Origin of the sequence: Caballeronia sp. TF1N1 (genome assembly GCF_022878925.1) — a bacterium.
In the GTDB taxonomy this organism is placed as follows: Bacteria; Pseudomonadota; Gammaproteobacteria; order Burkholderiales; family Burkholderiaceae; genus Caballeronia.
In genome coordinates, this window is sequence record NZ_CP084626.1 from 1,276,303 (window position 1) to 1,289,615 (window position 13,313).

Below are 13,313 nucleotides of genomic sequence, written 5' to 3' on the forward strand. Positions count from 1 at the left end.
CGGCGGAGCTCAGGAAGCCGTGGCCGCGATCAAATGCGAGGGCGCCTGCGTGCCCGCGGACACGGTCAGGACTTCGTAACCGGTTGGCGTGACGAGAACGGTATGTTCCCACTGCGCGGAAAGGCTGCGATCACGCGTCTTGACGGTCCATTGATCCGGCATCGTGCGGATTTCGCGGCGACCGGCGTTGATCATCGGCTCGACGGTGAAGATCATGCCCGCTTCCAGTTCGATGCCCGTGCCGGCGCGCCCGTAATGCAGCACCTGCGGCTCTTCATGGAACACCTGGCCGATGCCGTGACCGCAATATTCGCGTACCACGCTGTAACCTTGCGCCTCGGCATGCTTCTGGATAGCCGCGCCGATGTCGCCGAGGTGTGCGCCCGGACGAACCTGATCGATGCCGAGCCACATGCAATCGAAGGTGGTTTGCACCAGACGCTTCGCCAGAATGGACCCTTCGCCGACGATGAACATGCGGCTCGTGTCGCCGAAATAGCCGTTCTTGATGACGGTGACGTCGATATTGAGCGCGTCGCCGTTCTTGAGCACTTTTTCGCCGGGAATGCCGTGGCAGATTACGTCGTTGACGGAAATGCAGGTGGCTTTCGGGTAAGGCGGATAACCCGGCGGCTGATAGTTGAGCGGTGCGGGCACCGTGCCCTGTTCCTTAACCATGAGTTCGTGGCAAAGGCGGTCGAGTTCTTCGGTGGTCACGCCAGCAACGATATGCGGCGTGATGAAATCGAGCACTTCGCTGGCGAGCCGGCAGGCGACGCGCATTTGCGCGATATCGTGATCGTTTTTCAGCGTAATGGACATGACTAGGCTCAGAAATGCGTGTATGCGGCCGTGAGCCGCGAAATCGGCATTATCGCACCTTAGAGAGGGCGCCGCAGCCCGAATCAAAGGCACGCGGGGCATGGATCGGGCTTCCCCAAGCGCTTTTGGGCACCTGCAAGCGGCTTGAGCTAGTCAATCCTCACATGCTATAGTTACGGGCTAAGTCCTATCCACACTTTTATCTAGGTGTAGTAGGGGCTTGGAAAGTAGGTTGAAAGTTAGGGTGGCGTGACGTCTCGCTTCTCTTACAGACAATCGTTCGATTCGCAAGCCGGCGCACCCAGGGTGTCCGGCGTCCGGTTAGCTAGAAGCACCGGGCGCGGGATGCGGCAGCCGGCTTAAGACCCAACCCTCGCGGAGAATTTCATGGCAGTCACGATGCGTCAAATGCTGGAAGCCGGTGTCCACTTCGGTCACCAAACGCGCTTCTGGAACCCCAAGATGGCCCCGTTCATCTTCGGTCATCGCAACAAGATTCACATCATCAACCTCGAAAAGACGCTGCCGCTCTACAACGACGCGCTGAAGTACGTGCGCCAGTTGGCAGCGAACCGCGGCACGATCCTGTTCGTGGGCACGAAGCGTCAATCTCGCGACACCATCGCTCAGGAAGCCGCCCGCTCGGGTATGCCTTTCGTCAACGCCCGCTGGCTCGGCGGCATGCTGACCAACTTCAAGACCTTGAAGGTTTCGATCAAGCGCCTGAAGGACATGGAGGCATCCGTCGAATCGGGTGAAACCGAGCGCATGAGCAAGAAGGAAGCGCTTCTGTTCGAACGCGAAATGCAGAAGTTGCAGAAGTCGATCGGCGGCGTGAAGGACATGGGCGGCATTCCGGACGCGATCTTCGTGATCGACGTCGGCTACCACAAGATTGCCGTGACCGAAGCCAAGAAGCTTGGTATTCCGGTCATCGCCGTGGTCGACACGAACCACTCGCCGGAAGGCATCGACTACGTCATTCCGGGTAACGACGACGCCAGCAAGGCCGTCGCGCTGTACGCCGAAGGCGTGGCCGACGCGATCCTCGAAGGCCGTGCGAACGCGGTGAACGACGTGGTCCAGGCTGTCCGTGAAGGCGACGGCGACGAGTTCGTCGAGGTCAACGCAGAGGCGTAATCGAGCCCTGCGGCCGACATAAAAGGGGGCTTTGCGAAAGGCCCCTTTTTTTTAAGCCGCGGCACTCGGGAGCGCGGCATTGCGTTCACGCACGTCCAGTACCCTTTCCCGTGGCGGATTCAAGCGGCGGGACGTATCAAACAGACTCAAGGAGCGAATGATGGCGGCAATTACCGCAAGCATGGTGGCAGAACTGCGCGCGAAGACCGACGCGCCGATGATGGAATGCAAGAAGGCGCTGACGGAAGCCGACGGCGACATGGCGCGCGCCGAAGAGCTGCTGCGCGTGAAGCTCGGCAACAAGGCGAGCAAGGCGGCATCGCGCGTGACGGCTGAAGGCATCGTCACGTCGTATATCGACGGCGGCGTGGGCGCGCTCGTCGAACTGAACTGCGAAACCGACTTCGTTGCCAAGAACGACGACTTCCTGGCCTTCGCCAAGACGATCGCCGAACTCGTGGCCAAGAACAATCCGGCTGACGTGGCCGCGCTCTCCGCGCTGCCGCTCGAAAGTTCGACGGTCGACGCCGTGCGTCTCGCGCTCGTCGGCAAGATTGGTGAAAACCTGTCGATTCGCCGTTTCGTGCGCTTTGAATCCGCGAACAAGCTGGCCTCGTATCTGCACGGTGCGCGTATCGGCGTTCTGGTCGAGTTCACGGGCGCGGACGAGCAAGTCGGCAAGGACGTCGCCATGCACGTCGCGGCCATGAAGCCGGTCTCGCTGTCGTCGGACGAAGTGCCGGCCGACCTGATCGCGAAGGAACGCAGCATCGCCGAGCAAAAGGCCGCTGAATCGGGCAAGCCGGCTGAAATCGTCGCCAAGATGGTCGAAGGCAGCGTCCAGAAGTACCTGAAGGAAGTGTCGCTCCTGAACCAGCCGTTCGTGAAGAACGACAAGCAGACGATCGAACAGATGCTGAAGGCTGCTAACGCGTCGGTGCAGAAGTTCGCGCTGTTCGTGGTCGGCGAGGGCATCGAGAAGCGTCAGGACGACTTCGCGGCGGAAGTGGCTGCGCAGGTTGCTGCCGCCAAGCAAGGCTGAGTTTTGAAGTGAAGGCGCTCGGCGGTATGGCGGCGCCGGGCATCGAAAGGCAGTAAGGCGGCAAGCATCGCGCGGGCGCGGCGAATTCGGGAAAACCCGTATGCGTCGCGCCCGTCGCCCGATCCGGCCGCTTGCGGTAAATATTGTTTCACCCCTACAGTTCTACGTTGTTGCAACCCTCCTCGGCGCGATCGGAAACTCATATGCCCACAGCCTACAAACGCGTACTCCTCAAACTCTCCGGCGAAGCCCTCATGGGCGACGATGCCTTCGGCATCAATCGCGCAACAATCGAAAGGATGGTGGCGGATGTCGCTGAAGTAGTGCGGATGGGCACGCAAATGGCCGTCGTGATCGGCGGCGGCAACATCTTCCGTGGCGTGGCGGGCGGCGCGGCCGGCATGGACCGGGCGACGGCCGACTACATGGGCATGCTCGCGACCATGATGAACGCGCTGGCGCTGCAAGACGCCATGCGTCACGCCGGCATCGAAGCGCGCGTTCAGTCCGCGCTGCGCATGGACCAGGTGGTCGAGCCGTACATCCGCCCCCGCGCGATTCGCCAGCTCGAAGAAGGCAAGGTCGTGATCTTCGCGGCCGGCACGGGTAACCCGTTCTTCACGACCGACACCGCTGCCGCCTTGCGTGGCGCGGAAGTGGGCGCCGAAGTGGTGTTGAAAGCAACCAAGGTCGATGGCGTATACTCCGCCGACCCGAAGAAAGATCCGAGCGCCACGCGCTACAGCACGATCAGCTTCGACGAAGCGATCGGCCGCAATTTGCAAGTCATGGACGCCACGGCTTTTGCGCTGTGCCGCGACCAGAAGCTGCCGATCCGCGTGTTCTCGATCACGAAGCCGGGCGCGCTCAAGCGCATCGTGCAAGGCGACGACGAAGGTACGCTCGTCCACGTGTAAACTCTCGCGTTGAGAGTGGTCAACGAGAAGTTCAAGCGACGTTGAAAGGGCGCCGCGCCGCGGCCGGTGTGGAGCACGCCGGAACATCGCGCGAAGGCGCCTAGATTGCCAGTAACCCAAGGTTTCGGAGGTTCAAATGAGTGTGGCTGACATTAAAAAAGGCGTCGACCAGAAGATGACGCGGTCGATCGAAGCGTTCAAGGCCGATCTCGCGAAGATCCGCACGGGCCGCGCCCACACGGGTCTGCTCGATCACATCCAGGTCGACTACTACGGCTCGAATGTGCCCATCTCCCAAGTGGCGAACATGACGCTCGTCGACGCCCGCACGATCGGCGTGCAGCCGTGGGAAAAGAAGATGGTCGGCGTCGTCGAAAAGGCGATCCGCGAGTCGGACCTCGGTCTGAACCCGGCAACGCAGGGCGATTTGATCCGCGTGCCAATGCCCGCGCTCACCGAGGAGCGCCGCCGCGAGCTGACCAAGGTCGTGAAGAGCGAAGGCGAATCGGCGAAGATCGCCGTTCGTAACCTGCGCCGCGACGCGAACGAGCAACTGAAGAAGCTCGTGAAGGACAAAGAGATTTCGGAAGACGACGAGCGCCGCGCAAGCGACGACGTGCAGAAATTTACCGACAAGTTCGTCGCCGAAATCGACAAGCTCGTCCAGACCAAAGAAGCCGAAATCATGACGGTGTGAGGCCGTAGATACGGTCTTGCCAGCCTCGACCATTTAGATTGAGGCTGGCTCTCACTTCTGTCGATTTCAAGATTCAACGGCCATGACCTATACCAGCTCTACCGTTCGCGTGCCCGATGTCGCGGCTGTCCCGCGCCACGTCGCGATCATCATGGACGGCAACGGCCGTTGGGCGACCGAGCGGCGCCTGCCGCGCGTCGCCGGTCACACCCGCGGCGTCGATGCGGTGCGCGCCACCGTCGAAAGCTGCGCGCGGCGCGGCGTCGAATTCGTCACGCTGTTCGCGTTCAGTTCCGAAAACTGGCGCCGTCCGACCGAGGAAGTGTCGTTTCTCATGCGCCTGTTCGTGACCGCGCTCGAGCGCGAGATCGGCAAGCTGCACGCCAACGGCATTCGTCTGCGCGTGGTCGGCGACACCGCCATGTTCGACGACCGCATCCGCGCGCTCATTCAGCGTGCCGAGACCAAGACGGCGCGCAATACGCGTTTGACGCTCACCATCGCCGCCAATTACGGCGGGCGCTGGGACATCATGCAGGCGACGAAGAAGCTCATCGCGCAATCGCTCGAGCAAGGCGTGCCGGCGCGCGTGGACGACGAATCCTTCGCCGAGCATCTCGCCATGGCTTACGCGCCGGAGCCGGATCTCTTCATCCGTACGGGCGGCGAGCAGCGCATCAGCAATTTTCTGCTGTGGCAACTCGCCTACACCGAGTTCTATTTCACCGATACCTACTGGCCCGATTTCGACGCCGAAGCGCTGGATCGCGCCATCGCGTCGTATGGCGAGCGTGAACGCCGCTTCGGGCGCACCAGCGCACAAGTCGAAAACCAATCGCAGAAGGCCGACACCCTTTCATGCTAAGAACCCGTGTCATCACGGCAATCGTCCTGCTTGCGGTCCTCGTGCCGGTCACGTTGTTCGCGCCAATCGGCGTATTCGGGGCGTTGATCGGTTTTGTCGTCGTCTTCGCCGCATGGGAATGGGGGCGGCTCCTCAAGCTCAACGGCGCGGGTCCGGTGGCCTACGCGCTCATTGCGGGACTTGCGCTCATTTTCAGCACGTTTCTCGGCGTCGCGCCCAAGGCGCTCTTCGAAATGGCCGCTATTTTCTGGGTGTTGGCCGGGCCGTATGCGCTTTTGCGCAAGCCCGTGCTTTCGGCGGGTGCGTGGCGCGGCTTCCTGCTTTTTGCCGGAATCGTCGTGTTCGTGGCCTGCTGGCACGCGGTGGTCGCGGCCCGCACCGTGGGCGTGGCTTTCGTGCTATCGCTTCTTCTAGTAGTCTGGCTGGCCGATGTGGGCGCATACTTCGCCGGCAAAGCCCTTGGCCGCCACAAGCTGGCCCCGTCCATCAGTCCGGGCAAGACCTGGGAAGGCGCGATCGGCGGCTGGGTCGCGGTGATGGTCATCGGCACGATTGCCGCCGCCACCGCGTTCGAGGCCCCGACCGTATTCAGCGCGTTCGTCGAACATCTAGGCTGGGCGCGCGCGCTCCTCGCGCTGACCGTGCTGGTTGCGTTCAGCGTGGTCGGCGACTTGTTCGAATCGCTCCTTAAGCGCCAGGCGGGCGTCAAGGATTCGAGCGGTTTGCTGCCGGGTCACGGCGGCGTACTCGACCGGATCGACGCGTTGCTGCCCGTACTGCCGATTGCATTGCTGATGCTCGGCTAGAGAAGAATTCATGCAAAAACGTCTTACATTGCTCGGCTCCACGGGCTCGATCGGCGACAGCACGCTCGACGTCGTGGCGCGGCACCCGGACCGTTTCTCGGTCTACGCGCTCACCGCGCATCGCAACGGCGACAAGCTCGTCGAACAGTGTCTGCGCTTCACGCCCGAAGTGGCCGTGGTCGGCGACGCGGAAACGGCCGCGCACGTGGCGGGCGCCCTGAACGCCGCGGGCTGCAAAACCGAGGTGACGCATGGCGAAGCCGCGCTAGTCGAGGTGGCGCGGGCGTCGCAATGCGACACGGTGGTCGCGGCCATCGTCGGCGCGGCGGGCCTTGCGCCTACGCTCGCGGCGGCGCGCGCGGGCAAGCGCATCCTGCTTGCCAACAAGGAAGCGCTCGTCATGTCCGGCCAGATTTTCATGGATGCGGTGCGTGACAACAGCGCCATCCTGCTGCCGGTGGACAGCGAACATAACGCCGTATTTCAGTGCCTGCCGCCCTGCGCGGACAGCGAGGCAAAGCTGCACGGCGGCGTATCGAAGATCATCCTGACCGCATCGGGCGGCCCGTTTCGCACGCGCGAGCCGGCAACACTCATCGACGTCACGCCGGACGAAGCCTGCAAGCACCCGAACTGGGCAATGGGCCGCAAGATTTCCGTCGATTCCGCGACCATGATGAACAAGGGCCTCGAAGTCATCGAGGCTCACTGGCTCTTCAATTTGCCCGGTTCGCGCATCGAGGTGCTGATTCATCCGCAAAGCGTGATCCATTCCATGGTCTCGTATGCGGATGGCTCCGTGCTCGCGCAACTCGGCAACCCGGACATGCGCACGCCGATCGCACATGCGCTGGCGTTTCCGGATCGCGTCGATTCGGGCGTCGCGCCGCTCGATCTCGCACAGATCGCCACGCTCAGTTTCGAGAAGCCGGACTTCACGCGCTTTCCGTGTCTCGCGCTCGCAATCGGCGCGCTGGAAGCGGGCGGTCTGGCAAGCGCGGCGCTGAATGCCGCAAACGAGATCGCGGTGGAAGCGTTCCTCGCGCGCCGCATCGGTTTCATGGCGATCGGCGATGTCGTCGATCGCGTGCTGAACTCCTTGCCAAACGGCAGCGCTGCATCGCTCGACGACGTCCTCGCCGCCGATGCGAACGCGCGCCGTCTGGCGCATCGGTTTGTCGCGGAACTCACCGCCAGCGCGCCAGGCGCCGAGTCCATCGCCCATTGAGGCCGTCATGAACTTTCTGACCGAAATCGTCGCCTTCGTCGTTGCGATTGGCGTACTTGTCGTCGTCCACGAATTCGGTCACTACAGCGTCGCGCGCATGTGCGGCGTCAAGGTGCTGCGTTTTTCCGTGGGCTTCGGCAAGCCGCTCGTGAGCTGGGTCAGCAAGAAGACCGGCGTCGAGTGGACCATTGCCGCGTTGCCGCTCGGCGGTTACGTGAAGATGCTCGACGAGCGCGAAAGCGAAGAGAGCATCGCGCCCGAGGACCTGCCACGCGCCTTCAACCGGCAGCCGGTCGCCAAGCGCATTGCGATCGTCGCGGCGGGGCCTGTCGCGAACTTCATTCTTGCCATCGTGCTGTTCGCGGCGGTATTCGCGGGCGGCGTGTCGGAGCCCGAAGCAATCGTCGCGACGCCCCTGGCAAACACGGCAGCCGCGCGCGCGGGTTTCGAAGGCGGCGAAAAGATCGTTTCGATGCGTGACGCGGACAACGGCGGCGAAACGCACGCTATTCGCTCGTGGTCGGATCTGCGCTGGAAGATTCTCGATGCATCGTTCGATCATCGCCGCATCGTGCTTTCGGCGAAGACGCACGAAGGCACGTACGACTTTCCGCTGAGTGTCGGCACCATTTCGGATGCGGACGCCGAGCAGGACTTCATGGACAAGCTCGGCTTCACGCCGGGCGGTGGCACGCTTACGGTCGCGGGTGTGGAGGCGGGCAGCGCCGCGCAAAAGAGCGGTCTGCAGGCGGGCGACAAGCTGCGCGCAATAGACGGCCATAACGTCGATAACGCGACGAGCTTCATCGACTACGTGAAGGCGCACGGCGCGAAAGCGGTCACGCTCACGATCGAGCGTGCGGGCAAGCAGCAGACGGTGCAGGTGACGCCCGACGTCAAGCACGATGCGTCGAGCGGCAAGGATATCGGCCGTATAGGTGCTGCGCTCGCCAATCAGTTGCCTAGCGTCGACGTGCGTTACGGACCGGTGGAAAGTCTGCGTCTCGGCGTGAATCGCACGTGGGACATCAGCATGTATTCGCTGCGCATGTTCGGGCGGATGATCACCGGCGAGGCATCGCTCAAGAACCTTTCAGGACCGGTCACCATTGCGGACTATGCAGGAAAGAGCGCGCGTTTGGGTCTGGCGGCTTTCGTTTCCTTTCTCGCGCTCGTGAGTATCAGCCTCGGTGTGTTGAACTTGTTACCGATTCCGGTTTTGGACGGTGGGCATCTGTTATATTATTTGGTTGAAGCCGTTACCGGCAAGGCGGTGTCCGATCGCTGGCAGCTGGTTCTGCAACGGGCGGGGCTGGTGTGCATCGTCGCTTTGTCGATGATCGCGCTGTTCAATGACCTGGCTCGCCTGATCCGTTTCTGATCCACTTTGACAATCTCTGGCGGCGTTGTTCGAGCGACCGCCGGAATGAATGCAGCTTTAAATACTGGGGAAGCACGTTGTTCAAACCTCATCGCTTTGTTCCTAAGACGGCTGTAGCCGCGGCGCTTGCCGCAACGGGTATCACGGCACACGCCGTTACGCCGTTCGTCGTGCAGGATATTCGGATCGAAGGTCTTCAGCGCATCGAACCGGGTTCCGTGTTCGCCTATCTGCCGATCAAGCAAGGCGACACGTTCACCGACGACAAGGCCTCCGAAGCGATTCGCGCCCTCTATGCAACGGGCTTCTTCAACGACGTTCAAATCGCAACCGAAGGCAATGTCGTGGTCGTGCAGGTGCAAGAACGGCCGGCCATTTCGAGCATCGATTTCGCGGGTCTGCACGAGTTCGACAAGGACACCATCACCAAGGCGCTGCGCTCGGTCGGCCTGTCGCAAGGCCGCTCCTACGACAAGGCGCTGCTCGACAAGGCCGAACAGGAACTGAAACGTCAGTACCTGACGCGCGGCTACTACGCGGCCGAAGTCACCACCACCGTCACGCCGGTCGACCGTAATCGCGTCACCATTCTGTTCTCGGTGGCCGAAGGTCCGAGCGCGAAGATTCGCCAGATCAACTTCGTCGGCAACAAGGCCGTGAGTTCGAGCACGCTGCTCGGCGAAATGCAGCTCTCCACGCCGAACTGGTTCTCCTGGTACACGAAGAGCGATCTCTACGCGAAAGAAAAGCTCACGGGCGACCTCGAAAATGTCCGCTCGTACTATCTGAATCACGGTTACCTCGAGTTCAGCATCGACTCCACGCAGGTGTCGATCTCGCCGGACAAGAAGGACATGTACCTGACCGTCGCCTTGCATGAAGGCGAGCCGTACAAGGTCAGCAGCGTCAAGCTGTCGGGCAATCTGCTTAGTCGCGACGCCGAGTTGAGCAAGCTCATCAAGATCAAACCGGGCGAACTCTTTTCGGCCGAGAAGCTGCAGTCATCGACCAAGGCCGTCGTCGACAAGCTCGGTGAATACGGCTACGCGTTCGCACAGGTCAACGCGCAGCCGGAAATCGATCAGGCGCATCACACGGTGGCGCTCACGCTGCAAGTCGATCCGAGCCGCCGCGTGTATGTGCGCCGCGTGAATATCGACGGCAACACGCGTACGCGGGACGAAGTCGTGCGTCGCGAAATGCGTCAGCTGGAAAGCTCGTGGTTCGATTCGAGCCGCCTCGCGCTCTCGAAAGACCGCATCAACCGTCTCGGTTACTTCACGGATGTCGATGTCACCACCACGCCGGTGGAAGGCACCAACGACCAGGTAGACGTGGACGTGAAGGTCGCGGAAAAGCCGACCGGCGCCATCACGCTGGGTGCGGGTTTCTCGTCGACGGACAAGGTGGTGCTCTCCGCGGGCGTTTCGCAGGACAACGTGTTCGGCTCCGGCACGAGTCTCTCGGTGAACGTGAACACCGCGAAGACCTACCGTACCTTGACGGTCACGCAGGTCGATCCGTACTTCACCATCGACGGTATCAAGCGGATCACGGACGCCTACTACCGCACGTATCAGCCGCTCTACTACTCGACCGATTCGAGCTTCAAGATCGTGACGATGGGCGCGGACACCAAGTTCGGCATTCCGTTCTCCGAGCAGGACACGGTGTTCTTCGGCGTCGGCGCCGAGCAGAACACCATGGATGTCGACTCGGCCACGCCGCAGTCGTACATCAACTACGTGAACGAATTCGGTCGCGTGGTGAACAACTATCCGCTGACGGTTGGCTGGTCGCGCGACAATCGCGACAGCGCGCTCGTGCCGAGCCGCGGTTACTACCTGCAATCGAACGCAGAATACGGCACGCCTATCGGCAACACGACCTACGCCAAGTTCGACGCGCAGTTCCAGTATTACTACTCGTTCGCGCGCGGCTTCGTGCTCGGCTTCAACCTGCAAGGCGGTTACGGCAAGGGCCTCGACGGCCAGACGTACCCGATCTTTAAGAACTACTACGCGGGCGGTATCGGCTCGGTGCGCGGTTACTCGCCGAGCTCGCTGGGTCCGCGTGACGCGAAAACGGGAGACCCGATCGGCGGCTCGCGCATGGCGGTGGGTAATATCGAACTCACGTTCCCGCTGCCGGGAACGGGTTATGACCGCACGTTGCGCGTTTTCACCTTCCTCGACGCCGGCAACGTCTGGGGCGACCCGAATCAGGGCGGCACGAGCGCCGGCGCGAACGGCTTGCGGTATGGCTATGGTGTCGGTCTTGCATGGATCTCGCCAATCGGCCCGCTCAAGCTGAGCCTGGGCTTCCCGCTGCAGAAACATGAAGGCGACCAGTATCAGAAGTTCCAGTTCCAGATCGGCACGGCGTTCTAAGCTGCGTCGCGACGAGAACAGAGGCTTCATTCATTTCGACGTAACGTGAGGAACACTTTGCGAACCGGTAAGCTTTCGAAACATATGGCGCTGGCGCTTGCGTTGTCGATGGTTCTCGGCCTGGGTGCGGCTGCGAGCGCGAGCGCTCAGGAAGCGCGCATCGCCGCGGTCAACTCCGACCGCATCCTGCGCGAGTCGGCGGCGGCGAAGGCTGCGCAGTCGAAGCTCGAGCAGGAGTTCTCCAAGCGCGACAAGGCGCTGCAGGACATGGCGCAGCGCATGAAGGCCATGTCCGACAACATGGACAAGAATGGCGCCTCGCTCGCGCCAACCGACCGTGCCGCGCGCCAACGCGATCTGGCGCAGCTCGACGCCGACTTCCAGCGCAAGCAGCGCGAGTTTCGCGAAGACCTGAATCAGCGTCGTAACGAAGAACTCGCGGCGGTGCTGGATCGCGCGAACAAGGTCATCAAGCAGATCGCGGAACAGCAGCATTACGATCTGATCGTGCAGGAAGCGGTGTATGTGAGCCCGCGCATCGATATCACGGATCAGGTGCTGAAGGCGCTGGCTGCGAGCACGCAAAATGGTGCGAGCGGCGCGAGTGGCGCAAGCTCGAACTGACACGGAGTAACTGAACGCATGGCATCAGGCATGGCGATCACGCTCGACGAACTGGTCAGCCGCTTTGGCGGCGAGATAGTCGGCGCGGGCACGCAAAAGGTCGAGGCGCTTGCGCCGCTCGACAAAGCCGGCCCCGCGCAACTCGCGTTTCTCGCCAACCAGAAGTATCTGGCGCAAGTTGAGACGACGCGCGCCGGCGCGGTGTTGATCTCGCCCGCCGATCTGGAGAAGGTGGGCAATCGCGCGGGCACGAATTTCATCGTCACGGCGAACCCTTACGCTTATTTCGCTCGCGTCGCACAGGCGTTTATCGATCTTGCAACGCCCGTCTCGAAGCCCGGCGTGCATCCAAGCGCGTATGTGGATCCGGCTGCGCACGTCGCGGCGAGCGCGGTGATCGGGCCTCATGTGACGGTGGAAGCGGGCGCGGTCGTCGGTGAGCGCGTGAAGCTGGATGCAGGCGTGGTCATCGGACGCGGCGTGAAGTTGGGCGACGACGTGCATTTGTATCCGAACGTCACCGTGTATCACGGCTGCAAACTGGGTGCGCGCGTGATCGTGCACGCCGGCGCGGTCATTGGCGCGGATGGCTTCGGCTTCGCGCCGGATTTCGTGGGCGAAGGCGATGCTCGCACCGGCACCTGGGTGAAGATTCCGCAGGTGGGCGCGGTGGACATCGGCGAGGACGTGGAAATTGGCGCGAACACCACGATCGATCGCGGCGCCATGGCGGATACCGTCATCGAAGAAAGCGTGAAGATCGACAATCTCGTGCAGATCGGGCACAACTGCCGCATCGGCGCCTACACGGTTATCGCCGGTTGCGCGGGTATCGCGGGCAGCACGAATATCGGGCGGCATTGCATGATCGGCGGCGCGGTGGGCATTGCAGGGCACGTCACATTGGCGGATTACGTGATCGTCACGGCGCAGTCGGGCGTCTCCAAGTCGCTAACGAAGCCTGGCATGTACACGAGCGCTTTCCCGGCGGTGAATCATGCCGACTGGAACAAGAGCGCGGCGCTGGTGCGCAATCTGGACAAGCTGCGTGATCGCATCAAGGCGCTCGAAACGGCGTTGGGCGAGAAAGCAGGTAAGGGCGACGCGGGCGGCGCGGAGTAAGCAAGCCAAGATCCGCTGGTTCAAAGCACTGGCGGTCAATCTTGATACGGGCAGTAAGCCGGCGACGTCAGCAATTTCAGCAGCGCAAGGGGTTGGTATTCTCACCGAGGCAGCGTCGAAACGTGCCGTGAGCAGGCCGAGTCAAGCAGTGTAAAAGCGTCGAGGGTTCGTATCATCACCGGCGCATAAACGAAACGCGCAGTAAGCGGGCCGGGTTCAACGGTTTCAAAAAGCGTCGACGGTCCATCCCATCATCGAGGCAGCAACAAAACACGCAGC

12 protein-coding genes are annotated in these 13,313 nt (G+C 62.1%); 11 read left to right on the top strand and 1 reads right to left on the bottom strand.

Going from position 1 to position 13,313, the window contains the following annotated elements; all coding sequences use genetic code 11:
* Positions 1 to 9 precede the first annotated feature (9 nt).
* Positions 10 to 822: a type I methionyl aminopeptidase gene (gene map / locus LDZ28_RS05880; RefSeq protein ID WP_244827759.1), complete on the bottom strand. Its 813-nt coding sequence runs from the start codon at positions 820 to 822 to the stop codon at positions 10 to 12.
* 387 nt (positions 823 to 1,209) lie between these two features.
* On the opposite strand from map, the gene rpsB reads away from it, so the two are divergent.
* From rpsB to lpxD, 11 genes are all read left to right on the top strand, one after another.
* Positions 1,210 to 1,962 carry a 30S ribosomal protein S2 gene (gene rpsB, locus LDZ28_RS05885; protein WP_244827760.1) on the top strand — a complete coding sequence of 251 codons (753 nt, stop codon included), beginning with the start codon at positions 1,210 to 1,212 and terminating at the stop codon, positions 1,960 to 1,962.
* 160 nt (positions 1,963 to 2,122) lie between these two features.
* A complete protein-coding gene (gene tsf / locus LDZ28_RS05890; protein WP_244828013.1) occupies positions 2,123 to 3,004 on the top strand; it encodes a translation elongation factor Ts in 882 nt (293 codons plus the stop codon).
* Positions 3,005 to 3,207: 203 nt separating this feature from the next.
* Positions 3,208 to 3,921, top strand: a complete 714-nt coding sequence (gene pyrH / locus LDZ28_RS05895) for a UMP kinase (protein ID WP_244827761.1) — start codon at positions 3,208 to 3,210, stop codon at positions 3,919 to 3,921.
* 136 nt (positions 3,922 to 4,057) lie between these two features.
* Positions 4,058 to 4,618, top strand: a complete 561-nt coding sequence (frr, locus tag LDZ28_RS05900) for a ribosome recycling factor (protein WP_244827762.1) — start codon at positions 4,058 to 4,060, stop codon at positions 4,616 to 4,618.
* An 82-nt stretch (positions 4,619 to 4,700) separates the two neighbouring features.
* Entirely contained in the window at positions 4,701 to 5,483 is a 783-nt protein-coding gene (uppS, locus tag LDZ28_RS05905) for a polyprenyl diphosphate synthase (RefSeq protein WP_244827763.1), read from the top strand.
* A complete protein-coding gene (locus LDZ28_RS05910) occupies positions 5,477 to 6,289 on the top strand; it encodes a phosphatidate cytidylyltransferase (protein WP_244827764.1) in 813 nt (270 codons plus the stop codon). The genes uppS and LDZ28_RS05910 overlap by 7 nt, the downstream gene beginning before the upstream one ends.
* Positions 6,290 to 6,299: 10 nt before the next feature.
* Positions 6,300 to 7,517 carry a 1-deoxy-D-xylulose-5-phosphate reductoisomerase gene (locus LDZ28_RS05915; RefSeq protein WP_244827765.1) on the top strand — a complete coding sequence of 406 codons (1,218 nt, stop codon included), beginning with the start codon at positions 6,300 to 6,302 and terminating at the stop codon, positions 7,515 to 7,517.
* Positions 7,518 to 7,524: 7 nt separating this feature from the next.
* Positions 7,525 to 8,898: an RIP metalloprotease RseP gene (gene rseP / locus LDZ28_RS05920; RefSeq protein WP_244827766.1), complete on the top strand. Its 1,374-nt coding sequence runs from the start codon at positions 7,525 to 7,527 to the stop codon at positions 8,896 to 8,898.
* Between the two features lie 77 nt (positions 8,899 to 8,975).
* Positions 8,976 to 11,288, top strand: a complete 2,313-nt coding sequence (gene bamA, locus LDZ28_RS05925; protein WP_244827767.1) for an outer membrane protein assembly factor BamA — start codon at positions 8,976 to 8,978, stop codon at positions 11,286 to 11,288.
* An 84-nt stretch (positions 11,289 to 11,372) separates the two neighbouring features.
* Positions 11,373 to 11,912: an OmpH family outer membrane protein gene (locus LDZ28_RS05930; protein WP_244827768.1), complete on the top strand. Its 540-nt coding sequence runs from the start codon at positions 11,373 to 11,375 to the stop codon at positions 11,910 to 11,912.
* Between the two features lie 30 nt (positions 11,913 to 11,942).
* Positions 11,943 to 13,034, top strand: coding sequence for a UDP-3-O-(3-hydroxymyristoyl)glucosamine N-acyltransferase (gene lpxD / locus LDZ28_RS05935; RefSeq protein WP_244828014.1), 1,092 nt, complete (start codon positions 11,943 to 11,945; stop codon positions 13,032 to 13,034).
* The last annotated feature ends 279 nt before the right edge of the window (positions 13,035 to 13,313 follow it).